Origin of the sequence: Streptomyces uncialis, assembly GCF_036250755.1 — a bacterium.
GTDB lineage: Bacteria > Actinomycetota > Actinomycetes > Streptomycetales > Streptomycetaceae > Streptomyces > Streptomyces uncialis.
The window spans coordinates 4255870-4282798 of sequence record NZ_CP109583.1 but is presented as its reverse complement, the minus strand read 5'-3'; the positions used below and the strand labels follow the sequence as shown (position 1 = coordinate 4282798).

At 72.1% G+C, this 26929-nt stretch carries 25 protein-coding genes and 1 riboswitch; of the genes, 12 read left to right on the top strand and 13 right to left on the bottom strand.

The features are described 5' to 3' along the window. The first annotated feature begins 24 nt into the window (after window positions 1-24). The gene (locus tag OG711_RS17550; RefSeq protein ID WP_266509280.1) at window positions 25-1845 is read left to right on the top strand and encodes an LCP family protein; all 1821 of its coding nucleotides are present in this window, start codon (window positions 25-27) and stop codon (window positions 1843-1845) included. A gap of 134 nt (window positions 1846-1979) precedes the next feature. Here the strand turns inward: OG711_RS17550 and OG711_RS17545 are convergent, their stop codons facing one another. The 4 genes from OG711_RS17545 to OG711_RS17530 form a co-directional block, all read right to left on the bottom strand. Then, on the bottom strand, window positions 1980-2408 hold the full coding sequence (locus OG711_RS17545; RefSeq protein WP_329559705.1) for a hypothetical protein: 429 nt from the start codon (window positions 2406-2408) through the stop codon (window positions 1980-1982). A 191-nt stretch (window positions 2409-2599) separates the two neighbouring features. Then, entirely contained in the window at window positions 2600-3538 is a 939-nt protein-coding gene (locus tag OG711_RS17540) for a 1-phosphofructokinase family hexose kinase (RefSeq protein ID WP_073783454.1), read from the bottom strand. Window positions 3539-3674: 136 nt separating this feature from the next. After that, window positions 3675-4820, bottom strand: coding sequence for an N-acetylglucosamine-6-phosphate deacetylase (nagA, locus tag OG711_RS17535; RefSeq protein ID WP_073783456.1), 1146 nt, complete (start codon window positions 4818-4820; stop codon window positions 3675-3677). After that, the gene (locus OG711_RS17530) at window positions 4820-5872 is read right to left on the bottom strand and encodes an ROK family protein (RefSeq protein WP_342748454.1); all 1053 of its coding nucleotides are present in this window, start codon (window positions 5870-5872) and stop codon (window positions 4820-4822) included. The genes nagA and OG711_RS17530 overlap by 1 nt, the downstream gene beginning before the upstream one ends. Window positions 5873-6065: 193 nt before the next feature. Between OG711_RS17530 and OG711_RS17525 the strand changes: the two genes are divergently transcribed. From OG711_RS17525 to otsB, 3 genes are all read left to right on the top strand, one after another. After that, a complete protein-coding gene (locus tag OG711_RS17525) occupies window positions 6066-7334 on the top strand; it encodes an extracellular solute-binding protein (RefSeq protein WP_399503392.1) in 1269 nt (422 codons plus the stop codon). Window positions 7335-7686: 352 nt separating this feature from the next. Next, the gene (locus OG711_RS17520; protein ID WP_073785341.1) at window positions 7687-7923 is read left to right on the top strand and encodes a DUF3263 domain-containing protein; all 237 of its coding nucleotides are present in this window, start codon (window positions 7687-7689) and stop codon (window positions 7921-7923) included. 610 nt (window positions 7924-8533) lie between these two features. Next, the gene (gene otsB, locus OG711_RS17515; protein ID WP_073783460.1) at window positions 8534-9385 is read left to right on the top strand and encodes a trehalose-phosphatase; all 852 of its coding nucleotides are present in this window, start codon (window positions 8534-8536) and stop codon (window positions 9383-9385) included. Between the two features lie 61 nt (window positions 9386-9446). Here otsB and OG711_RS17510 read toward each other — a convergent pair whose 3' ends face one another. The 3 genes from OG711_RS17510 to OG711_RS17500 form a co-directional block, all read right to left on the bottom strand. Beyond that, entirely contained in the window at window positions 9447-10880 is a 1434-nt protein-coding gene (locus tag OG711_RS17510) for an alpha,alpha-trehalose-phosphate synthase (UDP-forming) (protein WP_266509271.1), read from the bottom strand. A 577-nt stretch (window positions 10881-11457) separates the two neighbouring features. Continuing rightward, complete coding sequence (locus tag OG711_RS17505; protein ID WP_143673929.1) at window positions 11458-11673, bottom strand: hypothetical protein; 216 nt, start codon at window positions 11671-11673, stop codon at window positions 11458-11460. 108 nt (window positions 11674-11781) lie between these two features. Then, entirely contained in the window at window positions 11782-12780 is a 999-nt protein-coding gene (locus OG711_RS17500; protein ID WP_329563879.1) for a glucosyl-3-phosphoglycerate synthase, read from the bottom strand. A 136-nt stretch (window positions 12781-12916) separates the two neighbouring features. Next, a riboswitch (SAM riboswitch) is annotated at window positions 12917-13134 on the top strand. 18 nt (window positions 13135-13152) lie between these two features. Between OG711_RS17500 and thrC the strand changes: the two genes are divergently transcribed. The 4 genes from thrC to groL all read left to right on the top strand — a co-directional run bounded on the left by thrC (window position 13153) and on the right by groL (window position 17719). Next, on the top strand, window positions 13153-14448 hold the full coding sequence (gene thrC / locus OG711_RS17495) for a threonine synthase (protein ID WP_073783466.1): 1296 nt from the start codon (window positions 13153-13155) through the stop codon (window positions 14446-14448). Between the two features lie 253 nt (window positions 14449-14701). Then, on the top strand, window positions 14702-14977 hold the full coding sequence (locus OG711_RS17490) for a MoaD/ThiS family protein (RefSeq protein WP_073783468.1): 276 nt from the start codon (window positions 14702-14704) through the stop codon (window positions 14975-14977). Window positions 14978-15425: 448 nt separating this feature from the next. Continuing rightward, window positions 15426-15629: a cold-shock protein gene (locus tag OG711_RS17485; RefSeq protein ID WP_037910665.1), complete on the top strand. Its 204-nt coding sequence runs from the start codon at window positions 15426-15428 to the stop codon at window positions 15627-15629. A gap of 467 nt (window positions 15630-16096) precedes the next feature. Further along, window positions 16097-17719, top strand: coding sequence for a chaperonin GroEL (groL, locus tag OG711_RS17480; protein WP_073783470.1), 1623 nt, complete (start codon window positions 16097-16099; stop codon window positions 17717-17719). A 284-nt stretch (window positions 17720-18003) separates the two neighbouring features. Here the strand turns inward: groL and OG711_RS17475 are convergent, their stop codons facing one another. The 4 genes from OG711_RS17475 to OG711_RS17460 all read right to left on the bottom strand — a co-directional run bounded on the left by OG711_RS17475 (window position 18004) and on the right by OG711_RS17460 (window position 22030). Then, the gene (locus OG711_RS17475; protein WP_329559704.1) at window positions 18004-18282 is read right to left on the bottom strand and encodes a hypothetical protein; all 279 of its coding nucleotides are present in this window, start codon (window positions 18280-18282) and stop codon (window positions 18004-18006) included. A 76-nt stretch (window positions 18283-18358) separates the two neighbouring features. Continuing rightward, entirely contained in the window at window positions 18359-19861 is a 1503-nt protein-coding gene (locus OG711_RS17470) for a PTS transporter subunit EIIC (RefSeq protein ID WP_329559703.1), read from the bottom strand. Window positions 19862-19982: 121 nt separating this feature from the next. Further along, entirely contained in the window at window positions 19983-20975 is a 993-nt protein-coding gene (gene murQ, locus OG711_RS17465; RefSeq protein ID WP_329559702.1) for an N-acetylmuramic acid 6-phosphate etherase, read from the bottom strand. A 116-nt stretch (window positions 20976-21091) separates the two neighbouring features. After that, on the bottom strand, window positions 21092-22030 hold the full coding sequence (locus OG711_RS17460; RefSeq protein ID WP_073783476.1) for a MurR/RpiR family transcriptional regulator: 939 nt from the start codon (window positions 22028-22030) through the stop codon (window positions 21092-21094). Between the two features lie 334 nt (window positions 22031-22364). Here OG711_RS17460 and OG711_RS17455 point away from each other — a divergent pair, with 334 nt between their 5' ends. The 3 genes from OG711_RS17455 (at window position 22365) to OG711_RS17445 (ending at window position 23580) form a co-directional block, all read left to right on the top strand. After that, complete coding sequence (locus tag OG711_RS17455; RefSeq protein ID WP_329559701.1) at window positions 22365-22844, top strand: hypothetical protein; 480 nt, start codon at window positions 22365-22367, stop codon at window positions 22842-22844. A 143-nt stretch (window positions 22845-22987) separates the two neighbouring features. Then, window positions 22988-23314: a hypothetical protein gene (locus OG711_RS17450; protein ID WP_073785347.1), complete on the top strand. Its 327-nt coding sequence runs from the start codon at window positions 22988-22990 to the stop codon at window positions 23312-23314. After that, window positions 23311-23580, top strand: a complete 270-nt coding sequence (locus OG711_RS17445; RefSeq protein ID WP_073783480.1) for a DUF4031 domain-containing protein — start codon at window positions 23311-23313, stop codon at window positions 23578-23580. Before OG711_RS17450 ends, OG711_RS17445 begins: the two co-directional genes overlap by 4 nt. Window positions 23581-23659: 79 nt before the next feature. On the opposite strand, the gene OG711_RS17440 is transcribed toward OG711_RS17445, so the two are convergent. Both OG711_RS17440 and OG711_RS17435 read right to left on the bottom strand, forming a co-directional pair. After that, complete coding sequence (locus OG711_RS17440; protein WP_073783482.1) at window positions 23660-24892, bottom strand: Cmx/CmrA family chloramphenicol efflux MFS transporter; 1233 nt, start codon at window positions 24890-24892, stop codon at window positions 23660-23662. A 171-nt stretch (window positions 24893-25063) separates the two neighbouring features. Next, window positions 25064-25705: an HD domain-containing protein gene (locus OG711_RS17435; RefSeq protein WP_073783484.1), complete on the bottom strand. Its 642-nt coding sequence runs from the start codon at window positions 25703-25705 to the stop codon at window positions 25064-25066. Window positions 25706-26097: 392 nt separating this feature from the next. On the opposite strand from OG711_RS17435, the gene OG711_RS17430 reads away from it, so the two are divergent. Next, window positions 26098-26796 (top strand): copper homeostasis protein CutC, encoded by a 699-nt coding sequence (locus OG711_RS17430; RefSeq protein WP_073783486.1) that lies wholly within the window; start codon window positions 26098-26100, stop codon window positions 26794-26796. Window positions 26797-26929: the final 133 nt, after the last annotated feature.

The following is a 26929-nucleotide window of genomic DNA, read 5'->3' as shown; positions in this document are numbered from 1 at the left end:
GCACCAACGGAGGACTCAGCAACCGTGGACGCGCAAAGCCGCGGGCGGTCGGACGACATCGACCCCGCAGACCAGTGGGTGCGGAACCCGCAGACCGGTGAGTACGAGCTGCGGCTGAACCGGAAGCCACGGCAGCCGGCCGGTGCCCGGCCGCAGGACGCCTCCGCCCGCCCGGCCGCCCCCGGCCCCCGCTCCGACCCGGCCGAGGCCGAGCGGGGGGCCAAGGCCCCCGCCGGGGACCGCCAGGTCCCGGGCCAGCGCGGCCGCCGCGCCGCGGAGCCCCGGGGCGAGAGCCGTACCGCGCAGCCCCGGGCCGGGGGACGTGCCGCGCGGTCCCGGGGCGAGAGCCGTACCGCCGAGGCCGCCGGGCCGGGCCGCCGCAAGCGCAAGAAGGCCGGGGGGAAGAAGAAGGCCCTGCTCTGGACGGGCGGGACGATGGGATTCGTGCTCGTGGCCGCCGGGGTGGGCGCGTACCTCGTGTACGACCGGCTCAACGGCAACATCGACTCGATCGACATCGGTGACGCGGCCAAAGGCGGCTCGCTGAAGGACGGACCGATCAACGTCCTGCTCCTCGGCACCGACCGGAGGACCGGCAAGGGCAACGAGAGCTACGGCGACCGTGCCAACTCCACCGGCCACGCGGACACCACCCTGCTGCTGCATGTCTCCGAGGACCGCACCAACGCGACCGTGCTGAGCATCCCCCGGGATCTGCGGGTCGACATCCCCGACTGCCCCACCAAACAGCCGGACGGGTCGGAGAAGGTGATACCGGGGAAGCTCGACACCCGGTTCAACGAGAGCCTGGGCGTGGCGGGCCGGGACCCGGGGTGCACGATCCGCACGGTCGAGGCGATGAGCGGGATACCCGCCAACCACTTCATGATGGCCGACTTCAACGCCGTCAAGGATCTGACCACGGCGATGGACGGCGTCGAGGTCTGCCTGGACAAGCCCATCAAGGACAAGGACTCCAAGCTCGACCTGGGCCGGGGCGAGCACACCGTGCAGGGCGAGCAGGCCCTCGCGTTCGTCCGCAACCGGCACGGGCTCGGCAACGAGAGCGACCTGGACCGGATCAAGATGCAGCAGCAGTTCGTCGCCTCGATGATCCGCAAGATGAAGACGGAGGTCCTCGGCAGCCCGACCAGGATGTTCGACCTGGCCGACGCCGCGACCAAGGCCCTCACCGTCGACCAGCGCATCGGGGACATCCCGAAGCTGACCGAGCTGGCCAAGGAGCTCGGCAAGGTCGACATCAAGAACATGACGTTCACGACGGTCCCGGTGAAGGACAACCCGGCCGAACGGGTCGCGGCGACCGTGGTGCTGGACGAGACCAAGGCGCCCCAGGTCTTCAGCATGATCCAGAACGATGTGTCCTTCACCGAGGTGGAGAAGAAGGAGAAGAAGGACAAGGCGGCGGCCCGCAGCAAGCAGGCCAAGCTCCTGGTGGGCCCCCGGGCCGAGGCCGCCGATGTCCGGGTCGACGTCTACAACGGCAGCGGGGTCCAGGGGGCCGCGCAGAAGACCCTCGACTGGCTCCAGAACACCGAGGACGTCCTCAAGTCGTCGAACAAGAGCAACGCGCCGGAGAAGCTCGCGAAGACGGCGCTGGTCTACGGGCCGAACCAGGCCGACCAGGCCCGCAAGCTCGCGGATCTTATGGGGCTGCCCGCCACCGCGCTGAAGCCCACCGCCCAGGACGCCCCGGAGACGCGGCCCATGTCGCTCACCCTCGGTGCCGACTTCAAGGGCCCGGGCGTGCCGATCACCGGCCCAGGGAAGGCGCCGAAGGACATCCAGCGGGTCGAGGCCGACAAGAAGATCTGCGCCCAGTGACGCGAAAGGCGTCGGGCGAAGCCCGGTGAGCGGACGGCGGTGACGGCCGGCCGGGTGCCCGGGCCGGGGGCGGGCGGCCGTCACCGCGGGGCGGGTATCCGTACAGGTCACCGCGGGGTGGATACCCGTACGGGTCAGCAGACCGTGGAGGTGGAGCCGCCGGTGTTGTCGAGGAAACCGGTCGCGTGGGTGCAGTACGCGGTGGTGTTCGCGCCCGGACTCCAGAGTTCGGACCGTCTGGTGTTGTCGACCCGCGCTTCCCCGTAGTCGTTGCCGGAGTCGGAGTGGTTGACGATGTAGACGTACAGGTCCCAGTCGGTCCGCGTGCTGCGGAACTGCTGCCATACGTAGAGGTAGGCGTAGTTGCGGCCGCAGCCGGCGTACTGCTTGACCGAGGCCGCGTTCATGCCGCCGACCGTGAGCACCCTGGTGCTGCCGATCTGGGAGACGGAACCGCAGCCGGACGGGGTACTCGCCGCCGCCGAAGGGGCGTTGACCAGCGAGAGACCGGTGAGCGCCACAAGGGCGCACACGATGGAGCCTGTTCGCGCGATGAGTCGCATCCGTTGACCCCCAAGTGAATTGCGGGCAGGCGGAGGTGACGTTAATGGAATGGTCATACCGCCGCAATCGCCTTTGGCGCGGGGGTGCCCTGAGTGCGGAATGCGGTGTGTGAGGTGACTGGACCGGCTTCGGTACGCCTTGCCGGTACGGCATTTGGGGATGATGGGGACGCGTCAAACAGCGGGTGGACTCAGTCGGCCGGGCCCTCCGGGGTGACCTCGGCCAGTTCCAGGTACTCCGCGTAGACGCCCGCGTCGAACTCGCCCGCGACCGGCGCCCGTACGGTCGCCGCCGACAGGGCGACCGCGCGGGCCAGCCGGACGGGCCACGGTTCGCCGGACACCAGGCCCGACAGCAGCCCGGCGACCGCCGAGTCGCCCGCGCCGGTCGGGTTGCCGGACACCCGGGCGGGCGGGGCGGCGCGCCAGCGGCCCTCGGGGGTCACCGCGAGCAGTCCTTCGGGGCCGAGCGAGGCGACGACCGCGTGGGCGCCGCGGCGCCGGGTCTCCCGGACGGCCTGGGCGGGCTCATGGGAGCCCGTGAGTTCCGCCAGCTCGTCCGCGTTCGGCTTCACCATGTCGGGCCGGGCGGCGACGCCGCGGCGCAGCGGCTCCCCGCTGGTGTCGAGCAGCACCGGGACGGACGCGGCCCGCGCGGCTCTGACCAGCCGCGCGTACGCCCCGACCGGTACGCCCGGCGGCAGACTGCCGCACAGGGCCACCGCGGCGGCGGTCGGCAGCAGCGCGTCGTAGCGTTCCAGGAAGGTGTTCCACTCGGCGGGGGAGACCAGCGGGCCCGGTTCGTTGAGCTGGGTGGTGTCCCCGGTGGCCGCGTCGACCACGGCGATCGTCCGGCGGGTGGCCCCGGCGACCGGTACCAGCGCGTCCGTGAGCGGACCGGCCTCGTCAAGTCCGGCGAGCGCGGTGCGCAGCGCCCGGCCCGTACCGCCGCCGGCGAAGCCGGTGACGGTCACCGGGTGGCCGAGGGCCGCGAGGACCCGGGCCACGTTCAGCCCCTTGCCGCCCGGCCGTTCGATCACCTCGGTGATCCGGTGCGAGGAGTGCGGACGCAGGGACGGCACCCGGTAGGTGAGGTCGAGCGCCGTGTTGAGCGTGACCGTCAGGATCACCGTGAACCTCCCCCAAGGATTGCGTCCGCCGGGCCCCGAGGGGCTCCGGACCTGATCTTGTGCCGGGCCTGATCATGCCAAACGGAAGGCGGTCGGCACAGACCGCACTGCCGACCGCCGTCCCGCTGTCCGTAGGTCAGCCCAGCTCGGGCTCCACGATCCACTCGCCGCGGCGCATCACGCCCTTGAGGGCGAAGTCCGCGTCGAGGACGACCAGGTCGGCGTACTTGCCGGGCTCCAGCGAGCCCACCGAGCCGGCGAGCCCGAGCAGCCGTGCGGGGTTGGCGGAGATCGCCTGGACGGCGGCCTCCACGGACAGCCCGTCGACGGTCACCGCGCGCTGGAAGGCGCGGTCCAGGGTCAGGGTGGAACCGGCGATGGAGCCGCCCTCCACCAGTCTGGCGACCCCGTCCTTGACCTCGACCTCCAGCGGGCCGAGCCGGTAGCTGCCGTCCCCGAACCCGGCCGCGTCCATGGCGTCGGTGATGAACGCCACACGCTCCGGACCCGCGTGATGGAAGGCCAGCTGGAGCGAGGCGGGGTGCAGATGGGTGCCGTCGTTGATCAGCTCGACGGTGACCCGGGGGTCCTCCAGGAGCGCCGCGATCGGGCCGGGCGAGCGGTGGCCGAGCGGCGGCATCGCGTTGAACAGATGCGTCGCGACGGTCGCGCCCGCGTCGATCGCCTCGACGGTCTGCTCGTACGTGGCGTCGGTGTGCCCGATCGCGGCGATCACCCCGTGCTCCACCAGCAGCCGTACGGAGTCGATCCCGCCGGGCAGCTCGGTGGCGAGGGTGACCATCCGGGCCTGGCCGCGGGCCGCGTCGATCAGCTTGCGGACCTCCGCCGGGTCGGGGTGGCGCAGCAGGGCCTCCGAGTGCGCGCCCTTGCGGCACGGCTCGATGAACGGGCCCTCGAAGTGGACGCCCGCGATCTCCCCCTGCTCGGCCAGCTCGGAGAGCAGTCCGGCGCGGTGGGCGAGGGTGTCCATCTCGCCGGTGACGGTGGACGCGACCACGGTGGTCGTGCCGTGCTGCCGGTGGGTGCGCACGCCCCGGAGGATGTCGTCCACGCTGCCGTTGGTGAAGGAGGCGCCGCCGCCGCCGTGGTTGTGCATGTCCACGAAGCCGGGGACCAGCCAGTGGCCGGTCAGGTCGAGGGCGGGGGTGTCGGCGGTGAGGCCGCCGGTGATCCGCTCACCCTCCACGATGACGCGTCCGCCGTCGACGGTCCCGGTGGGCAGCACCACCCGGGCACCGGCGAGCACTTTGCTAGGGGCCATCAGGCGGGTACCTCCGAGGAGTCAGATGGTCCGGACCGACGTGGTCCGGAATCGGATGCCGTGCCTTTCGTGACCGCGGTGGTGCCCCCGGCGCCGGTGCACAGGTCCCAGGCGAGCAGACCCGCGCCGAGGCAGCCGGCGGTGTCGCCGAGTGCCGCCGGGACGATCTCCGGCATCTTCTGGAAGGTGACGCGCCGCTCGACGGCCGCCCGCAGCGGGGTGAAGAGGGTTTCCCCGGCCTCCGCGAGACCGCCGCCGATGATCAGCATCCGCGGGTCCAGCAGGGTGAGCGCGGTGACGAGCCCGTCCGAGAGCGCGTCCACCGCCTCCTGCCAGACCTTGACGGCACGCGGATCGCCGGACTCCACGGCCTTCGCGCAGTCCGCCGCGTCCGCCCTCGGGTCGCCCGAGGCCTCGGCCCAGGCGCGGCTCACCGCGCCGGCCGACGCCAGCCGCTCCAGACAGCCGCGCTGTCCGCAGCTGCATTCCGGGCCGCCGGGCCGGACCACGATGTGGCCGATCTCACCCGCGTAGCCGTGTGCGCCCGGCTCTATCCGGCCGTCGATGCCGATGGCCCCCGCGATGCCGGTGCCGAGCGGGATGAAGAGGAAGCGGTCGGCGCCCTGGCCTGCGCCGATCCGTCCCTCGGCGAGCCCGCCGGTCCGTACGTCGTGGCCCAGGGCCACCGGAACACCGTCGAGACGGCCGCTGAGGAGCTTCCTCATGGGCACGTCCCGCCAGCCGAGGTTGGACGAGTAAACCGCGATGCCCTCCTCGGCGTCGACGATGCCGGGCACGGCCACTCCCGCGGCGGAAGCGGGCACGCCGAAGTTCTCCACGCCGTACGCACGAAGCTCCGCGGCGAAGTCGAGGATGCCCTCGACGACCGCTTCGGTACCGTGTTCACGGCCCGTCGCTCTGCGCGCCGTGTGGAGCAGCGTTCCGTCCTTGGCTACCAGGGCGGCCTTCATCCCGGTCCCGCCCACATCGAGGGCGATGACGTGTTTCCCGGCCGGGGCTCCGGGGGGTGTCACCCGGGTCGTTGCAGTCACGGGGAACAGTGTCGCGTGTCGACCCGCGAGAGGTCTAGTCCAGTTGCGGTACGTACCTTTGGTCACGGGCCGTTGCCTAAGTGATACGTGGCCGGTGTCGACCTCTTGCGCGCCCGCACGGGACACTCGCGGCCTACCGATTGCAGGGCCGCCCCCGGGGACAGGGCGGCCCGCCGAGGGCGGGGACACAGGCGTGCAGCGTCGCATGACAGGTCTGATCGCGGCGGGCGCCGCGCTGGGGATGACAGTGGTTCTCGCCGGGTGCGGGAGCCCGGGGGGATCAGAGGTCACTAAATTGACGCTGGTCGCAGCAGACTACGGAACTTCGGCTGAAAACACCTCCCGGAAGTACTGGGACAAGGTCATCGACGCGTTCGAGGAGAAACACTCCGGCATCGATGTCGAGGTGACCGTCCTGTCGTGGAACGACGTGGACGCCGAGGTCAAGAAGATGGTCGACGCGGGTGACGCGCCCGACCTGGCCCAGATAGGCGCGTACGCGGACTACGCCGCCGCCGAGGAGCTCTACACGGTCGAGGACCTGCTCTCCATCCAGGTCCACGCGGACTTCCTGCCCACCCTCTCGGACGCCGGTGAGGTCGCCCGGGTCCAGTACGGGATGCCGTTCGCGTCCTCCACCCGGCTCCTCTTCTACAACAAGGACCTCTTCGAGCGGGCCGGGATCACCAAGGCCCCCCGGACCTGGGACGAACTCCAGGAGGCCGCGCGGCTCCTCAAGGACGAGGACGTCCTCTACCCCTACGCGCTGCCGCTGGGCCCCGAGGAGGCGCAGGGCGAGACGCTGATGTGGCTGCTGAGCGGTGGCGCGGGCTACACCGACGACATCGGCTCCTACCGCCTCGACTCCGAGGCCAACGTCCGGACCTTCGACTGGCTCAAGGACGAACTGGTCGGCGAGGGGCTGACCGGTCCCGTCCCGCCCGCCGAACTGAACCGGGCGGACGCGTTCGCCGCGTTCACCGACGGCAAGGTCGGGATGCTCAACGGCCACCCCACGCTGATGCAGAAGGCCGCGCAGAAGGGCGTCGACTTCGGGATGGTCCCCATGCCCGGGATCAAGGGCGAGGCCGACGCCTCGATGGGGGTCGCCGACTGGATGATGGCGTTCCGCCAGAACGGCCACCAGGACGAGATCGGGGAGTTCCTCGACTTCGTCTACGCCAAGGAGAACGTCCTGGACTTCTCACGGCGCTACGACATGCTGCCCGTGACGGTCTCCGCGGCGGAGGAGATGGCGGGCAACGCGGACGACGCGGCACTGGTCACGTTCCTCGACGGGCTGCCGTCCGCCCAGCTGTACCCCGTCGGGAAGACCTCGTGGGCCCGGGTCAGCGCCGACATCAAACGACGGATCGGGACGGCGGTGACGGAGGGCGGGGACCCGGCGGTGGTCCTCAACGCACTTCAGCGGGGGGCCGCGCGAGCAGACCAACCGGAGTAGTCCCCCGGTACCCCTCACGCCCCCGGGTGGGCGCGCTTGTTCCCGCACAGGTCGTCCGCGGGTGCGCAGTTCCCCGCGGGTCGCCTTCGCTCGCGCCCCTGGGGTTCGTCCGGGTGGACGGAGTTGTTCCTGTGCCGTCGCTCGTGGGGTGCGCAGTTCCCCGCGCCCCTGGGGTTCGTCCGGCTGGGCGGGCTTTTTCCTGTGCGGTCGTTCGGTGGTGGCGCAGTTCCCCGCGCCCCTGGGGTTGTCCGGGTCAGCGGAGTTGCTCCTGTGCCGCGGCTCGGTGGTGGCGCGGTTCCTCGCGCTCCTGAGGGGCGGCCTTGTCCGGTGCGGGTGGCGTACCGTGTTTTGGATGGTGGGTGATGAGGGGCTGGGTGAGCGGGAGGTCGGGGTCCTCGCGCTGGAGCGGATGAGCTGGGCGAGTCCCGGGGCCAAGGAGCGGGCCATCCGTGAGCGGTTGGACATGGCCCCCGTGCGCTACTACCAGCTGTTGAACGCGTTGCTGGACGACCCCCGGGCCCTGGCCCACGACCCCGTGACGGTCAACCGCCTGCGCCGGGTGAGAACCACCCGCCGCACAGACCGCTGACCGCAGCCGAACGGCCACCGCAAGCGGCGCGACCCCAGGGGCGCGAGGAACCGCGCACCCCCGGACATACCCGCACAGGAACAACTCCGCCAGCCCGGACAAACCCAGGGGCGCGGGGAACTGCGCACCCCCGGACGACGGCACAGGAACAAGCCCGTCCAGCCGGACAACCCCAGGGGCGCGAGGAACTGCGCCACCACCGAGCGACGGCACAGGAATAAGCCCGCCAGCCCGGACGAACCCAGGGGCGCGAGGAACTGCGCCACCACCGAGCGACGGCACAGGAACAAGCCCGTCCACCCGGACGAACCCCAGGGGCGCGGGGAACTGCGCACCCCACGATCGACGGCGCAGGAACAAGCCCGTCCAGCCGGACGAACCCAGGGGCGCGGGGAACTGCGCACCCGCGGAGCGACGGCACAGGAACAAGCCCGTCCAGCCGGACGAACCCAGGGGCGCGAGCGAAGGCGACCCGCGGGGAACTGCGCACCCACCGGACGACCCGCACAGGGACAAGTGCGCCCGGCACGGGGAACCCCGGGGGCGAGGGGACGGCGACGGCTCGCCGGTCCTCTGTCTGCCGGCCCGGCTAGGGCTACGCTCGGGGACCATGGGCAGCCACCCGAACACCTTGCCGAGCCCCACCACCCCCGCCGGCCGCGAAGGCCTCCACCGTCTGCTCACCGCCCCGGACCACGCGGTGATCGCCCTGGACTTCGACGGCACCCTCGCCCCGATCGTCGCCGACCCCGACCGGGCCCGGGCCCACGAGGGCGCCGTCCCCGCACTCAGATCCCTCGGCCCCCTCGTCCGCTCGGTCGCCGTCATCACCGGCCGCCCGGCCCCCGTCGCCGTCCGCAACGGCGGCTTCGCCGGGGTCCCGGGCCTGGAGCACCTCGTCGTCCTCGGCCACTACGGCGCCGAACGCTGGGACGCCCGTACCGGCACGCTCACCGCGCCCGACCCGCATCCCGGCGTCGCCGCGGTCCGCGCGGAACTCCCCGCCGTCCTCGACTCCGCCGGTGTCCGGCAGGGCGCGTGGATCGAGGAGAAGGGCCACGCGGTCGCGGTCCACACCCGCCGCGCCGACGACCCGCAGGCCGCGTTCGACGCGCTGCGCACCCCGCTCGCCGCGCTCGCGTCCCGGCACGGCCTGATCGTGGAACCGGGCCGGATGGTCCTGGAACTGCGCCCCCCGGGCATGGACAAGGGCGTCGCCCTCACCCGGTACCTCAAGGAGACGGACGCCGCGGCCGTCCTGTACGCGGGCGACGACCTGGGCGACATCCCCGCCTTCGCCGCGGTGGAGAAGCTGCGTTCCGGCGGCTTCCCCGGGCTGCTGGTGTGCAGCGGCAGCACCGAGGTGACGGAGCTGGCCGAGCGCTCCGACCTGGTCGTGGACGGCCCGGCGGGCGTCGTCGCGCTGCTGGCGTCCCTCGCGGCGGCCATCCGGACACCCTGACCGCCACGGACCGGCACCCACCACCCGGAGAACGGTTCCTGGTGGCCGGTCCGGTCGGTGCTCAGTCGTCCAGGGCCCGCAGCTGGTCCAGGAACCACCGGTCCGGGGGGAGCGCGGTGGCCGCCGCCGCGAGGTGCTTGGTCCGCTCGGCCCGTTCGGCGTCGGGGGTGGACAGGCCCCGGTGCAGGGCGTCGGCGGTGGCGGTCACGTCGTACGGATTGACCGTCAGCGAGTGCTCCCCCAGCTCCTCGAACGCGCCCGCCTCCCGGGACAGCACCAGGACGCAGCCCTGGTCGGAGACCACCGGGATCTCCTTCGCGACGAGGTTCATCCCGTCCCGGACCGGGTTGACGAGGGCGACGTCCGCGAGGCGGTACGCGGCCAGGGACCGGGCGAAGTCGTCCTTCACATGCAGCACGACCGGCGTCCAGCCCTCCGTCCCGTACGCGCCGTTGATCTCCCCGGCGACCCTCGACACCTCCTCGGTGTACTCGCGGTAGACCGCGAGGTCCTGCCGCGACGGGTACGCGAACGCGATGTGCACCACCCGGCCGCGCCACTCGGGGTACCGCTCCAGCAGGTCCCGGTAGGCCAGCAGCCCGCGCACGATGTTCTTCGACAGTTCCGTACGGTCCACACGGACGACCGTCCGCCGCGGGCCGCCGTCCGGCGCGGTGCCGATCTGCTCGCGCAGGGCGGTCATCCGCTCCTCGACGTCCGCGCGGTGCGAGCGCTCCCGCAGGAACCCGGCGTCCGCGCCGAGCCCGTGCACCCCGATCCGGGTGCCGCCGGTACCGCCCAGGATCTCCTCGCAGCACGCGGTGAAGGCGTCCGCCCAGCGGTGGGTGAGGAACGCGGCCCGGTCCGCGCCGAGGATGCCCCTCAGCAGTTGCTCCGCCACGTCGTCCGGCAGCAGCCGGAAGTAGTCCACCGGGGCCCACGGCGTGTGCGAGAAGTGGCCGATCCGCAGATCGGGGCGCAGCGCGCGGAGCAGTCCCGGGACCAGGGCCAGGTGGTAGTCCTGCACGAGGACGGCGGCGCCCTCGGCCGCCTCGTCCGCGAGGGCGCGGGCGAACGCGGCGTTGTACGACTCGTAGGCGGCCCAGCGGGTGCGGAACTCCGTGTCGAACACGGGCTCCAGCGGGGTCTGGTACAGCATGTGGTGGACGAACCACAGGACGGAGTTCGCGATGCCGTTGTAGGCGTCGGCGTACACCTCCGGCGGGATGTCGAGCATCCGGACCCGCTGGTCGCCGGTGTCCTCTTGGGGCAGGGCGCCGCCGGTGCGGCGGACCGCTTCGCGGTCGCCGTCGCCGAGGGCGGCGCAGACCCAGACCGCGTCCGTGTCCGGGCCGATCGCGGAGAGGCCCGAGACGAGGCCGCCGCCGCCTCTGCGGGCTTGCAGGGTGCCGTCCTTCTGTACGTCGTACGAGACCGGGCCGCGGTTCGACGCGACGAGGATCCTGGCGCCTTGCCCACCCTGAGAGAAACCCATACGGCGATACCTCGCCCACCCCCCTGCCCCCCAAACGTCCCATCGGCCCCCTGTCCGAGCACCCGGTGGTTTTGCCCGCAGTTCGCCTTCGCTCGCGCTTCCGAGGTCCGTCCGGCTGGGCGTACTCGTCCCCGCACAGGCCGTCCGTGGGTGCGCAGTTCCCCGCGGGTCGCCTTCGCTTGCGCCTCTGGGGTTCCCCACCTGGGCGTACTTGTTCCTGTGCGGGTACGTTCGTGGGTGCGCAGTTCCCCGCGCCCCTGAAGGGGCACTCCTCTCCTCCCGCAGTCGCGCTGCTGCGGGAGGGGGTGGGCGGGAATCTCTGCTCGCAGACTCCGATGCTCTTCAGTAGAGCCACTTCACGTCGTACCGAGCGTGTCGGATCGAGGACGGAGAATCCCGACCGGCACCGACCCGAAGAACAAGCCGGATGCGCCCCAAAGGGGCGCGGGGAACTGCGCGAAACCCACGAACGACGGCACAGGAACAAGTTCGCCCAGCGCAAGAGACCAAGAGGGCGCCGACCAACGGGACCAACGGGGCCGGCCGAGTTCGTATACGGCGCCCGGAGCGTCGGGGGTTACCTCGGGCCGTTCACCCTGCTGCGGATGCCCACCGCCAGCAGCCCCGCCATCGCGACCAGCGAGACCCCCAGCCCCGCGTACAGATGCACCGCCGACCCCTCCCGCCCCGAAGGGGCGCCCGCCGGGCTCCCCGCCACGGGGGTGGCGCCCGCTCGGGGCGACCCCGCCGCGTACGCGGACGAATCCGCCGTCACGGCGAGTGCCAGCGCCACGAGGACCCCTGCCGTCCACACGGCGAACCGTCGGACGCCACCGCCCGATACCTTCCCCCTGGGGTGTGAAAAACGCATAAAGGTGAAAATAGACAACCGAGGGCCCGGCTACGCGACCCGCCGCGCCGCGTACTCCGCGATCCCCCCGATCGGCGGCCTCTCCTCGGTATCCACCTGGTACGTCCGAGGCTCGAACCCCTGGTCCCCCCGCTCGAACTGCGTCAGCTCGGGCCGCAGCAGATGCCCCCGCGCCAGCCGCAGCTGCGCGGTCCGGTAGATGGCCGCCGCCATCCGCCCCAGCGCCCGCCCGTCCTGGTGGCGGTGCCTTCGCACCCCCACGTCGACCTGCGCGAGCGCGTCGAGCCCCACCGTGTGCAGCGCGTCGACCAGCAGCCCCAGCTCCACCCCGTACCCGACGGGGAACGGCAGCCGCTCAAGGAGCGAGCGCCGCGCCGCGTACTCCCCGCCCAGCGGCTGGACGAACCCGGCGAGCAGCGGCCAGTGCATGTTGAGCAGCGGGCGCGCCATCAGCTCGGTGACCCGGCCGCCCTGCTCGCCCCCCGCCCCGCCGGGCCCCGCCCCGCCGGGCCCCGCCCCGCCGGGCCCCGCCCCGGCCCCCAGCGGACGGTCGTACATCGCCTTGACGAACTGCACCTCCGGCTCGGTCAGCAGCGGTCCCACGATCCCCGCGACGAAGTCCGCCGAGAACTCCCGCAGATCCGCGTCCACGAAACACACGATGTCGCCGCTGGTGACCAGCAGCGACCGCCACAGCACCTCGCCCTTGCCGGGCACCGCGGGCAGCCGGGGCAGGATCGCGTCCCGGTGCACCACCCGCGCGCCGGCCGCCGCCGCGACCTCGGCCGTCCGGTCCGTGGAACCGGAGTCCACCACCACCAGCTCGTCCACCAGCGGTACCGGTCCCCGCATCAGCTCCTCGCGGATCACGGTCACGATCTGGCCGACGGTCGCCTGTTCGTCGAGGGCCGGAAGGACGACACTGACCCGGGCGCCCGAAGCCCGTTTCGCCGTGACGAGCCTGCTCCGCGGCCGGTCGGTCACGGACCAGGAGCGCCTGCTCAGCCAGTTCTCGACTTCTTCCAGCACGGTCAGCGGCTCCCAACTGTGATCCATCTCGCGGTGCGGACGACTATCTCAACTGTCCTGGCCTTCGGTTACAGTCTTGAACAACGCGGATGACCGTCGCATGTCGGGGTCGCCGCGCCGACACACAATCGAATACCGCTCATCCAGAGGGGCAGAGGGATACGGCCCGTTGAAGCCCCGGCAACCCTCCAGCCGGTTCTCGTAACCGTCAGTGATCCGCCGACGCAGCACCACGTCATCCGTGATGACGTCACGCGTCGACGTACCGGACACTGCGCGATGTCGCGAGGCTCCCCGGCTCGGGAAGGTGCCAATTCCGTCTCGTGGCGAAACGCGTCACGGGGAAGATGAGGAGAAAGGGCCTCGCCTCTCATGGCTGTTCAGACCGTCGCACCTTCCACCGACGCCCCCGCGGTCGATCTCGGTCCCGCCGCCGCGCTGTCCTGCCGGGAATGCGGGGAGCGCTTCGCCCTCGGCCCGATCTTCGCGTGCGAACTGTGTTTCGGGCCCCTTGAAGTCGCCTACGACCTCCCGGTCGGTGACCCCGAGGGGCTCCGCAAGAAGATCGAGTCGGGCCCCGAGAACATCTGGCGCTACGCCCCGCTGCTCCCCGTCCCCGCCGATGTGGCGTCCAAGCCGAATCTCAACCCCGGCTGGACCAAGCTCGTCAAGGCCGACAACCTCGCCCGTGAGCTCGGGGTGACCGGCGGCCTGTACATCAAGGACGATTCCGGCAATCCGACGCACTCCTTCAAGGACCGGGTCGTCGCCCAGGCCCTGGAGGCCGCGCGCGCCTTCGGCTTCACCACGCTCTCCTGCTCCTCGACGGGCAACCTCGCGGGTGCCGTCGGCGCCGCCGCCGCCCGGGCCGGTTTCCGGTCCTGTGTCTTCATCCCGCACGACCTGGAGCAGGGCAAGGTCGTCATGGCCGCCGTCTACGGCGGCGACGTCGTCGGCATCGAGGGCACGTACGACGACGTGAACCGTTTCTGCTCCGAGCTGATCGGTGACCCGCTCGGTGAGGGCTGGGGCTTCGTCAACGTCAATCTCCGCCCGTACTACGGCGAGGGCTCCAAGACGCTGGCGTACGAGATCTGCGAGCAGCTCGGCTGGGAGATCCCGGACCAGCTGGTGATCCCGATCGCCTCCGGCTCCCAGCTCACGAAGATCGACAAGGGACTCCAGGAGCTGATCAAGCTCGGCCTCGTCGCCGACAAGCCGTACCGGATCTTCGGCGCGCAGGCCGAGGGCTGCTCGCCGGTCTCCGCCGCGTTCAAGGCCGGGCATGACGTGGTGCGTCCGCAGAAGCCGGACACCATCGCCAAGTCGCTGGCCATCGGCAACCCGGCGGACGGCCCGTACGTGCTCGACATCGCCCGCCGGACCGGCGGCGCGGTCGAGGACGTGGACGACGCGACGGTCGTCGAGGCGATCAAGCTGCTGGCCCGGACCGAGGGCATCTTCGCGGAGACCGCGGGCGGGGTCACGGTCGGTGTCACCCGCAAGCTCATCGAGGCGGGGCTGCTGGACCCGACGCTGACCACGGTGGTGCTGAACACGGGCGACGGGCTCAAGACCCTGGACGCGGTGGAGCCGACGACCGGCCCCACCGCGACCATCCCGGCCAGCCTGGAGGCGTTCCGCGCGGCGGGCCTCGCCACCGACTGACCGGTACGTGACCGGGGTGGGACCGGGACGCCGCCTTCCTTGTCCCCGCCCGCCCCGGCCCCCCGGTCCCGTTCCCGCCCCGTCCCGCACCGCCCTGCCTGTCCTGCCCCGCACCGCCCCGCACCGCCCTGCCCCGATCCGCCTGCCCCGACCCGGTCGCGTCCCGGTTCCGTCCGGGCGGTGGCGGGGGACGGGGGCGCCCGGTGGGCCGGGGCACCCGCACCGCCGGTAACCGACCCGGAAAGGCCGCCACATGAGCGTCAACGTCCGTATCCCGACCATTCTGCGCACCTACACCGGCGGCAAGGCCGAGGTGCCCGCCGAGGGCGCGACCCTCGGTGAGGTCATCGCCGACCTGGAGAAGAACCACCACGGAATCGCCGCGCGCGTCCTGGACGACCAGGGCAATCTGCGCCGCTTCGTGAACGTCTACGTCAACGACGACGACGTCCGTTTCGAGCAGGGTCTCTCGACCGCCACGCCCGACGGCGCGGGTGTGTCGATCATCCCGGCGGTCGCCGGCGGCTGAGCCCCGCCCGTACTCCTGGTGACCGCTCACGGTGTGTCACCGTCCGCGCCCCCTCCGCGAAAGACGCGGAGGGGGCGATTCTCTGGTCAATTCTCCAGGGTTGAACGCGATAGAGTTGGGGAAAAGGCCGCGCCGCCCGTGCCGAACTCAGATGAGTTATTTGGCCGCGCGCCGATAAGAAGTAGCCAAAGAGCTTTGCCGAAGTATTCCTTTCGCGGCATTTGCCGGGCCCGACTTGCCCTGAATTCAAGTCAATTCGCCGGAAATCTCCGATCGGTCGTGCCCGGATTTCTCGTCCGATTGACCTGTTGCAGACGGCAGTTGGACAGATACATTCAGCGGCGGTCGACGCGTTCCGGCGCACACCCCCAGCCGATGAGGGGTGGAGGTCTGACCCGGGCCCGCGAAGTGCGGTCCTGTGCAAGGGCCAGTAATAGGGGAGTTAGGCATGGCTCAGGGCACCGTCAAGTGGTTCAACGCGGAGAAGGGCTACGGCTTCATCGCGGTCGACGGTGGTGCGGATGTTTTCGTCCACTACAGCGCCATCCAGATGGACGGGTACCGCACCCTGGAAGAGGGCCAGCGGGTCGAGTTCGAGATCTCGCAAGGTCAGAAAGGGCCGCAGGCGGACATGGTCCGCTTGGCTGTCTGAGGCGCGCGTCGACGGACGGCAAGCGACCTGGTGAAGGGGTCCGCACCCGATGAGGGGGCGGGCCCCTTCACTCTCTGTCGCCCCGGCCCCGCGCGGCCGGCTCCGGTCCGTTCCGGTCGGCTCCGGTCCGGTACCGCTTCCCGCGGGGGTCGCGCGCCCGCGCGCAGGGGGGTCGAAAACCCGTACAGACCCCCCTCGACCGCGCTACCGAACGGGAAGTCGGACGCCCTGGAAGGGGCTGAGCCGCTTGCACTCGCACCGGTCGAGTGCTAATCATTGGCGTTAGCACTCTCCGAGTGAGAGTGCTTACGAAGGACCGGGTCGGTGAGGCCCGCGGACCGGGCGGGGCAAGGAACCGCACGGCCCCGCAGGCCGTCCGTCGCGGGCGCCAGCGCGGTCCGAACCATCCGCTCCCACGCCGTAAGGGCGCGGGTAGGACCCCCTTCAGTCCGGGAGGACCACTTCACATGGCCAAGATCATCGCGTTCGACGAGGAGGCGCGGCGCGGCCTTGAGCGCGGTATGAACCAGCTCGCCGACGCCGTCAAGGTCACCCTCGGCCCCAAGGGCCGCAACGTCGTCCTTGAGAAGAAGTGGGGCGCCCCCACGATCACCAACGATGGTGTCTCCATCGCCAAGGAGATCGAGCTCGAAGACCCGTACGAGAAGATCGGGGCCGAGCTGGTCAAGGAGGTCGCGAAGAAGACGGACGACGTCGCCGGTGACGGCACGACGACCGCGACCGTCCTCGCCCAGGCGCTGGTCCGCGAGGGTCTTCGCAATGTCGCCGCGGGTGCCAACCCGATGGCCCTGAAGCGTGGCATCGAGAAGGCCGTCGAGGCCGTCTCCGCCGCGCTGCTGGAGCAGGCGAAGGACGTGGAGACGAAGGAGCAGATCGCCTCCACCGCCTCCATCTCCGCCGCCGACACCCAGATCGGTGACCTCATCGCCGAGGCCATGGACAAGGTCGGCAAGGAAGGCGTCATCACCGTCGAGGAGTCCCAGACCTTCGGTCTGGAGCTGGAACTCACCGAGGGCATGCGCTTCGACAAGGGCTACATCTCGGCGTACTTCGCCACCGACATGGAGCGTATGGAGGCCGTCCTCGACGACCCGTACATCCTGATCGCCAACTCCAAGATCAGCAACGTCAAGGACCTGCTGCCGCTCCTGGAGAAGGTCATGCAGTCGGGCAAGCCGCTGCTGATCATCGCCGAGGACGTCGAGGGCGAGGCCCTGTCGACCCTGGTCGTCAACAAGATCCGTGGCACCTTCAAGTCCGTCGCCGTCAAGGCTCCGGGCTTCGGCGACCGCCGCAAGGCGATGCTCGGTGACATCTCCATCCTGACGGGTGGCGAGGTCATCTCCGAGGAGGTCGGTCTCAAGCTCGAGAACGCGACCGTGGACCTCCTGGGCCGCGCCCGCAAGGTCGTCATCACCAAGGACGAGACCACGATCGTCGACGGCTCGGGCTCCGCCGACCAGGTCGCCGGCCGGGTCAACCAGATCCGTGCCGAGATCGAGAACTCCGACTCGGACTACGACCGCGAGAAGCTCCAGGAGCGCCTGGCGAAGCTCGCGGGCGGCGTGGCCGTCATCAAGGCCGGTGCCGCGACCGAGGTGGAGCTCAAGGAGCGCAAGCACCGCATCGAGGACGCGGTGCGCAACGCGAAGGCCGCCGTCGAGGAGGGCATCGTCGCCGGTGGTGGCGTCGCGCTGCTCCAGGCTGCCGCCGTCTTCGACAAGCTGGAGCTGGAGGGCGACGAGGCCACGGGTGCCGCCGCCGTCAAGCTGGCGCTGGAGGCCCCGCTCAAGCAGATCGCCGTCAACGCCGGCCTTGAGGGTGGCGTCGTGGTGGAGAAGGTCCGCAACCTCACGCCGGGTCACGGTCTCAACGCCGCGACCGGTGAGTACGTGGACATGATCGCCGAGGGCATCCTCGACCCGGCGAAGGTGACGCGTTCCGCGCTCCAGAACGCCGCGTCGATCGCCGCGCTGTTCCTCACGACCGAGGCTGTCATCGCCGACAAGCCGGAGAAGGCCTCCGCGGCCGCTCCCGGTGGAATGCCGGGCGGTGACATGGACTTCTGAGCCCTTCCCGGCTCGGACGTTCCAGCAGGTTCCCAAGGGCGGTACCCCACAGCGGGGGTGCCGCCCGCGGGCGTTTTCCGGGGAGTGGGGGGCGCCTTCGCTTGCGCTTCCGAGGTTCCTTGTGCTGGGCGTACTTGTTCCTGTGCCGTCGTTCGTGGGGTGCGCAGTTCCCCGCGCCCCTGGATGCTGCCGCTTCGGGCTTGTTCGTCGGGTGCGGGTCGGCCCTCGTCTTCGCGCAGTTCCCCGCGCCCCTTTGGGGCGGCTCCTGGGGTTGTCCGACCTCGTTACCCGAACGCCGCGGTCAGCGGCATCCTGACGTCGGAGACCGGTACGCCCACCCCGGCGAGCCGTTCGACGGCCCACATCACGGCCTCCTTCGCCGAGGGCGCCCGTACCGTGCAGGGGAACCGCACACCGCTCGGGTCCTCCTCCCACCCGATCTCGCCACCGGCGAGCGTGGCCGCGTGATCGAAAGCGTCGGACTCCCGCTCGTTCGGGCGCCGTTGCGGGTACAGGACGAAAGTCCAGTCACGCGCAGTCGCTGTGCTTCCGGGTGAACTCATCGATGTGACCTCCAGGCCCGGGGAACGAACAAGCGGCCCGGACGGTCACGGGAACGTATGCGTCGGGGTTCGGGGGTCAGGCTCGGGCGGGTTCCGGGGTTGCGTCGGGGTCCGGGGTCGGGTCGGTGTTCAGTTCCTTGAGGGACTGGCTGGTGAAGCCGAAGAAGTATGTCGTGAGGAAGCCGGCCAGGTACCCGACGACCAGGCCGCCCCCGTACACGGCGACCGTGACGCCGAACCCCCGGTTCCCCTGGACGAGGGGGAACAGGGCCCATCCGGACGGGCCGATCGCCGTGGACCCCACCTTCGTCCCCAGCATCGAGAACAGCCCCACGAACGCCCCGCCCGCCGCCCCGCCCACGCACGCCGTGACGAACGGGCGGCCCAGCGGCAGCGACACCCCGTAGATCAGCGGCTCGCCCACCCCGACGAAACCGGCGGGCAGCGCCGAGCGGATCGTGGCGCGGATCGTCCGGTTGCCCCGCAGCCGGACGAACACCGCGATGGCCGCGCCCACTTGCCCCGCCCCGGCCATCGCGAGGACCGGCAGCAGCACCGTGTACCCCTGCTGGTCGATCAGCGTCGTGTGCAGGGGGATCAGCGCCTGGTGCAGCCCCAGCATCACCAGCGGCAGGAACAGCCCGCCGAGCACCAGCCCCGCGAACGCGCCCGTGGAAGCCAGCAGCAGATCGGCGCCCCTGCCGATCGCGGACGACACCTCGCCCGCGACGAACATCAGCCCGTAGACCGTCACCAGTCCCGTCAGCAGGATGGTCAGGGTGGGGGTCAGCAGGACGTCCACCGACTCCGGGACCCAGCGCCGGCACCATCTCTCGATCGCCGTGGCGAGCAGCGCCGCGCCCAGCGCCCCGAGGACCCCGCCCTGCCCCGGCGACAGCCGCTGGCCGAACGCGCTGATCTCGGTGACCCCGGGGAAGACGACGACCGCGGCGACCGCGCCCCCGATGACGGGCGTCCCGCCGAACTCCTTCGCGGTGTTGATGCCCACGAACACCGCGAGCAGCGCCAGGAACGCGGACGCCATCGCGCCGAGCGCGGGGGTGATCCCGGGGAGCCGGCCGGAGTTGACGAGCAGGCCGTTCAGCCCGGCGATCAGTCCGCAGCCGATCAGCGCGGGGATCAGCGGCACGAACACGGCCGCGATCCGGCGCAGCAGCCGTTTGAACGGGGTGGCGTTGCGCTGTGCGCGGTCCGCGCGCAGGGCCGCGCCGCGTTCCGCGAGCGCGTCGGCGGTGACGGGTACGGTGCCGGACGCCGTGCCGGGTGCCGTGGCGGACACCGTGACGGGTGCCGCCTCGACGAGCTGTTCGAACCAGCGGGTGACCCGTGCGGCGCGGCCCGGTCCCAGCACGATCTGGTACGTGTCGCCGTCCTCGACGACTCCGAGGACGGCCGGGTGGGCCCGTACGGCGTCGTCCTGGACGCGGGCGCGGTCCCGGACGCCGAGTCGCAGCCGGGTCATGCAGTGCGCGACCGAGGTGATGTTCCCGGCGCCCCCGACGAGGGGCAGGAGCTCCCCGGCCGTCCGCTGGTTCGTGTCCGGTGTCGTGGGTGCCATGGTGTCGCCTCGCTGGTGGTGCGGGCCCGTCAGGGCGGGGGGTCATGGGTCGTGGGGCGGGTTCCTCCGGGAGCGGGCGGACGAGCGGGCGGGGGGCGCGGGGCGGGCCGGGGGGCGGGGGTCAGCCCGCGGCGGCCAGGGCCTCCCGCAGCCTTCCGTCGGTGGTGCTCAGCAGCAGCTCCGCGGTGGGGGCGTCGATGTCGGCGAGGACGATGAGGATCGCGTTCTTCACCTCGCCGTCCGCCGCGGTCAGGGCCCGGTCGACGGTGGTGTCGTCGGCCCCGGTGGCCAGGGCGACGATCCGCCGGGAGCGGGCGCGCAGCTTCTCGTTGGACGCCCGGACGTCGACCATGAGGTTCCCGTACGTCTTGCCGAGCCGGATCATGGTGATCGTCGAGAGCATGTTGAGGACGAGCTTCTGGGCGGTGCCGGACTTCAGCCGGGTGGAGCCGGTGAGGAGTTCGGGTCCGACGACGACCTCGATCCCGTGGTCCGCGGCGGCGGCGAGCGCGCTGCCCGCGTTGCACGAGAGGCCGACGGTCAGCGCCCCGTACCGTTCCCGGGCGTGGACGACCGCGCCCACCGCGTACGGGGTGCGGCCCGACGCGGAGACCCCGACCACCGTGTCGTCGGCGGTCAGCTCCAGGGCGTCGAGGTCGGCGGCGGCCAGCTCCCGGGAGTCCTCGGCGCCCTCCGCGGAGGTGACCAGCGCCGCGGCGCCACCCGCTATCAGCCCGACCACCTGCCCGGGGGCGGTGTTGAAGGTGGGCGGGCACTCGCTGGCGTCCAGCACCCCCAGCCGTCCGGCGGTCCCCGCCCCCGCGTAGACCAGCCGCCCGCCCCGCGCCATCCGCTCGGCGATCCCGTCGATCGCGGCGGCGATCCGGGGGAGCTGGTCGGCGACGGCGGCGGGGACGGCGGTGTCCTCGCCGTTCATCAGCCGGGCGATCTCCAGGGTGGGCAGCAGGTCGATCCCGGCGAGTTCCGGGCGGAACGCCTCGGTGGTGAGCGAGGCGAGCTGCGCGCGCAGCGTGCCGTCCGGGGTGTCGCCGGGGGTGTCCTTGGAGGTTTCCTGGGAGGTGTCCTTGGAGGTGGTACGGGCCGAGGAGGGCATGGGCGGGACTCCGGTACGTCGTGGATTGCTGGACGGGTGCGAACGGGTGGGGGGTGGGGTGGGTGGGTTCGGTGGGCCGGTGGTCCGGGGCGGTGCGGACGGGGGTGCGGGGCGGGTCAGCGGCCGGGGGCCCGGGCGCTGCGGCGGTGGGCCAGGGCCTCGTACGAGGCGGACAGCGCGGGGCCCGCGGTGTCGTAGGTGCGCTGGGCGACGCCGATGAACAGGCAGTCCACGACGAGGAGCTGACTCGTCCGCGAGGACATCGCGGCGGGCCGCAGCTCGCTCTCCCGGGCCTTGGACGTGGTGAGGACATGGTCGGCGTACTGGGTGACCGGGCCGTCGGGGCGGCCCGTCATCGCGATGGTGGTGGCGCCGTGCTCGAAGGCGACGCGCAGCGGTTCGATCACATCGCCGGTGGCGCCCGAGTCGGTGATCGCGACCGCCGCGTCGCCGCCGCGCAGCTGGACCGCGTTGGTGACCGCGAGGTGCGGGTCGCTGTGCGCGTGGGCGATCAGCCCGATCCGCAGCAGCTTCTGCGCCAGGTCCTGGCCGACGAGCGCGGAGGCGCCGATGCCGTAGATGTCGATCCGGCGGGCCGAGGCCAGCGCGGCGACGGCGGCGGCGAGCTGCTGGATGTCGAGGGCGTCGGCGGTGTCGGCGAGGGTCTGCCGCTCGTCGTGGGCGAGCTTCGCGACGACCTCGTGCAGCGGGTCGTCGACGGCGATGTCCGCGGTGACCGCGGGGGCGCGGCCCGACTGCTGCTGGGCGGCCAGCCCGGCGAGCGCGAGGCGCAGGTCCCGGTAGCCCGGGTAGCCGAGGACACGCGCGGTCCGTACGACGGTCGCCTCGCTGGTGCCGGTGCGCTCGGCCAGCCCGGTGACCGTGAGCGCGGCGCAGGCCGCCGGGTCGGCGGCGACGGCCTCGGCGACCCGCTGCATGGAGCGGGTCATGGTGGGCACCAGCGTGCGCACCTTCGCGGCGAGCGCGGCGGGCGGCGGGGGTGTGGTGGGGGGTACGGGAGCGCTCTCGGAAGTTTCCTTCACTGTTTCCGTCACGCTTGAAAGATATTTTCACCCCGGGGGGCGGTCAAGAGGACGTCCACGCCCGGGGGAACGCCCGACCGGCGCCGGAGCAGCCGGCGGGGTCGGATCAGCGACGGGTGGGGTCCGGATCAGCCGGTGGGTTCCGGTCCCGGCGTTCCGTCTGCGCGGCGGTGGCCGGGTCCGGACGCGTGGCGCGGTCCCGTGACCCCGGGTGCGGGGAATGCGCGAAAAGCGTGCGGGCATCGTCGCATCGCGGCCCGGACCCGCCGGTAGCGTCGGCGGCGAACCCCGTTGAGGTACCGGCCGGTCTTCCGGGCACACCACCGCCGATCCATCGAGGAGCCTCATGAAGTCACGTCTGGTGAGTGCCGCCGCCGTATCCGCCCTGGCCCTGACCCCCGTCATCGGTTTCGCGGGCCCCGCCTCGGCCGCGCCCTTCAAGTGCAGCGTCAATCAGCCGAAGACCTTCCCCACACCCGGCACCGACACCAGGCTCACCATCTATCTGTGCGTGGAGAAGGAGGGCGCAAGCAGCTACTCGGCGCGAGCGGGCGTCAGCTACGCCAATGGCGGCGGCTCCATCAACAAGTTCGACAAGCTGGAGGTCCACGTACGGCTGGAGCGCTACGACGTGGTCCAGGCCGGTCTGGTGTGCAACTTCTTCCCGATCGTGAACTTCGGGGTCTCCGGGGACAACATCCCCTGCGGCCCCATCGGCGACACCACGACCTCCCCCGTCACGGCGGACGGCACGGTGATCTACAACATCGACGGCGACGGGCTGGGCGACTTCCGCTGGGACCTCACCGGGTCGCCGTCGCTCTGACCGGTCCTGTGACCCCGGGTCCCGGCCGTCTTCCCCCGCGGCCGGGACACGGTGCGCCGAGGGCGCACAATGGGGGGGTGGTGAACGCGGATAAGGGTGTGTCCGGAACGGAACAGGCACTGCACGCGGCCCGGGCGCTGGTGATGGCGGACCTGGTCGCGGGCGATGTCGCGGACGCGGACATCGTCTCGCTGGTGGAGGACGCGGTCGCGCACCGCCGCTGGTGGGCCGAGCAGTGGCCCGAGGGCGCCGCCTATGTCGCCGGGCTCGTCGCCCAGGATGTGCAGGACGCCCTGCTGGAGCGGTACGGGCGCTGGCCGCTGTGCCCGGTGTGCGGCGACGGCGAGCCGCACGCCCTCGATGTCGAACCGGAGCTCGGGCCGGACCCGCACTGGGTCTGCTCGGAGGCGGGTGTGGAGATCGCGCCCGTCGGCTCGCTCGGACGGCCGCCCGGGACACCCGGGCGATGACGCTGTACATCGACCCGCCCACCTGGCCGGGCCACGGCCGCCTCTGGTCCCATCTCGTCAGCGATGTCTCGTACGACGAGCTGCACGCCTTCGCCGCGCTCATCGGCGTACCGCCCCGCGCCTTCGATCGCGACCACTACGACATCCCCTCCCACCGCTACGCCGACGTGGTCCGGGCCGGTGCGGTGGAGACCGGTTCGAAGGACCTGGTCCGCCGGCTCACCGAAGCGGGTCTGCGCCGCCGGAAGCACCGCCCGCGCCCCTGACCCGCGGTCGGCCGGGGCGCTGATGCCCGGGCGCGGCGTCGGCGGTCGGTACCGGCTCAGCGCGCGGCCCGCCGGTGGCTCAGCGCGCGGCCCGCGGGGCCGACGGCTCCACCGGACCGAGGGGCACCGCGGCGGGCGTCCCCGCCGTCACGACCAGGGACCCGCCGCCGCGCCGGTGCAGCCGCATCGACACCAGGACCACACCGATCGCGACGAGCATGATGGCCGCACCCGCCCACGCGGTCGACTCGTACCCCCAGCCCGCGTCGATCGCCGTGCCGCCCAGCCAGGGGCCGCCGGTGTTGCCGAGGTTGAACGCGGCGGTGGTCGTCGCCCCGGCGAGGGTCGGCGCGGCGCCCGCCACGTTGAACATCCGGGCGTTCAGCGCGGGCGCGGTCCAGAAGCTGGAGATCCCGAGCAGGAACGACACCACGATCGCCGCCACGGACCACTCGGCGAGCAGCGCCAGCGCGGTCAGCAGCACCGTCGACGCGGTGATGCCCGACAGCATCACCCCGAACAGATGCGCGTCCGCGTACCGGCCGCCGAGCCAGGTCCCGATCAGCGCGCCCAGCCCGAACAGCCCGAGCACCGTCGGCACCCAGCCGTCCGCGAGCCCCGACACATCGGTGAGCAGCGGCGCGAGATAGCTGAACGCGCAGAACACCCCGCCCGCGGCGAGCGCGGTGAGCGTCACCGCCAGCCACACCTCACGGTCGCGGTAGATGAGCAGCTCCCGGCGCAGCTTCGGTGCCTCGGCGGGCAGCGGTATCCGCGGGATGAGCGTGACCACACCGACCAGCGCGAGCGCCGAGGCCGCGCCGACCGCCCAGAACGCGGACCGCCAGCCCAGGTGCTCCCCGAGGAACGCCCCGGCGGGGACCCCGAGGACGTTCGCGATCGACAGTCCGCCGATCATCACGGCCATGGCCCGGGCCCGTGAGGTGACCGGCACCATCGCGATGGCGACGGCCGCGCCCAGCGCCCAGAACCCGGCGCAGGCGAGCGCGCTCACCACCCGCGACACGAACAGCACCTCGTACGTCGGGGCGAGCGCGCCCGCGACCTGCCCGAGGCCGAACGCCGTCAGCAGCGCCACGAGGGTCGCCTTGCGCGGCAGCCGCAGGGTGGCCACGGCGAGCAGCGGCGCGCCGATCACCATGCCGATCGCGAACGCGGAGATGAGCAGGCCCGCCTGCGGGATGGTCACGCCCATGTCGTCCGCGATCGGCGGCAGCAGCCCCGACAGCATGAACTCGCTGGTGCCGAGCGCGAAGACGGAGAGCCCGAGGATGTAGACGGCCAGCGGCATCCGTTTGCCGGGCTGTCCGGGGGTGGGGGCGGGGACAGCGGCGGGGACGGATATCGGCGCAGGCATAACGGAACACAACCCTGATGGGCGTCCCCGTATTCCCTGTATTCCCCGGTATCTCCTGTGCTCCGGCTGCTGGGACGTCGTCGGCTCGGCTCGGCCCGGGGCGGCTCAGGGGGTGAGGCGGGTCAGTTCGGCGGTCATGTTGCGGCGGGCGGCGGGTTCCCAGGTGCGGGTGGCGTACGGGGTGCGGAAGAGCTCCGGCAGTTCCAGGAGGTGGCGCAGCACGGCCGCGCGGCCGGTGCGGAACGCGTCGTCGGGGACGAAGCGGTACTCCTCGCGGACGGCTTCCGCGTAGCGGGCGTACTCCTCGGGGGTGCCCGCGAGGACCGCGAGGTCCGCGTCGCACAGGACGGCGCCGTTGGGGTCGCCGGGCCGCGCGTCGTGGTGCGTGGTCAGCCGGACCAGCCGGGCCACCTCCTGGACGGCGGCTGCCGTGAGGCCCAGTTCGGACAGGGCGCGTTCGGCGAGGCGGGCGCTGCGTTCCTCGTTCTCCGAGCGGTCGGGGCGGTACACGGCGTCGTGGAACCAGGCGGCGAGGCGGACCAGGGCGGGGGAGTCCGCGTGCGGGGCGAGGGTGTCCACCTGGTCCAGCACGGCCGTCAGATGGGTCACGGTGTGGTACTTCCGCTGGGGTTCCGTCCAGCGGCGCAGGAGTTCCGCCCCGTACGGTGCCGGGTCGGCGTACGGGGTGGTGTGCCCTTCCCGGGCCTCGTCCACGGTCCGGTTCCATCGCTCCATCAACTCGGCCATCCGCCCATTGTCCCCCGTGCGTACGCGTACGGGGGAGGGGGCGTGAACCCCGGTCCGCCCGTACCGCAGGTGTGGGGACCCAGCCATGGACCCGTCCCCGTGGTGAACCGCACCCCTGCCCCGCTCACCCCCGGACACCCCCGTCTGACCGGCGGATTCCCCCGCCGGACAGGTGTGGACCCGCTGCTCGGAGAGCAGCCACTTCCGGTCAGATTGGCGTGTTCCGGGTGCCTCGCGGCCCTTTGCGTCTGTTGGCGAAAGCCCTTGCGGCGTAGGCTGGCATTGGACTAGACCTATCGGGCTACTCGCCAGTACCCACAGGCGGCCCGACCGACACACCCGCCCAGACGCACCCCGGGCTCCCGGGGACGTCCAGCAAGAGATGGGGTCCCATGAGCAAGAGTGCAGTCCTGGAGGTGATCGCCCTCGACGCGAGGGACGCCGTCGCCGCCCAGGCGGGAGGCGCGGACCGCCTGGAGCTGGTCACCGACATGGCCGCCGACGGTCTGACCCCCTCCCGCGAGTGCTTCGCGGAGATCCGGGCCGCCGTGGACATCCCCCTGCGGGTGATGCTCAGACTCAGCGACGGGTTCGCCGCCGGTGACGCCCAGGGCGTCGAAGCCCTCGCCCTCGCCGCCCGCGGCCTGCGCGCGGAAGGCGCCGACGAGTTCGTGCTCGGCTTCCTCACCGACACCGGCGAGGCCGACGTCTACGCCGTCGAGGCCGTCGCCGCCGAACTCTCGGGCTGCCGGTGGACGTTCCACCGCGCCCTCGACCGCGCCGCCGACCGCGACGCCGTCCGCAAGCAGCTCGCCGATCTCCCCGGGCTCGACACCTACCTCACCGCGGGCGCCGCGGCCGGGGTCGACGACGGGATGACAACGTTGCTCGCCGAGACCGCCCGTTCCGGTGAACCCGGCTACGAGCAGGAGATCCTCGTCGGCGGCGGGCTGCGCCTCGCCCACGTCCCCGAGCTGCGCGCGGGCGGTGTCCACGGCTTCCACATCGGCGGCGCGGCGCGCCCCGGCGGCTGGCAGGGCCCCGTCTCCGCGGACGCGGTCCGCCAGTGGCGCTCGGCCGTCGACGGCTGACCCCTCCGGGAGTACCCCGCCGGGCGCCGCCGGCCCAGCCCGTACGGCGGCCGGGACGCCGACACCCGGACCACCCGGGAACTCCCGGACCGCCCGGGAACTCCCGGACCACCCGGGGACACCCGGCCCGCCA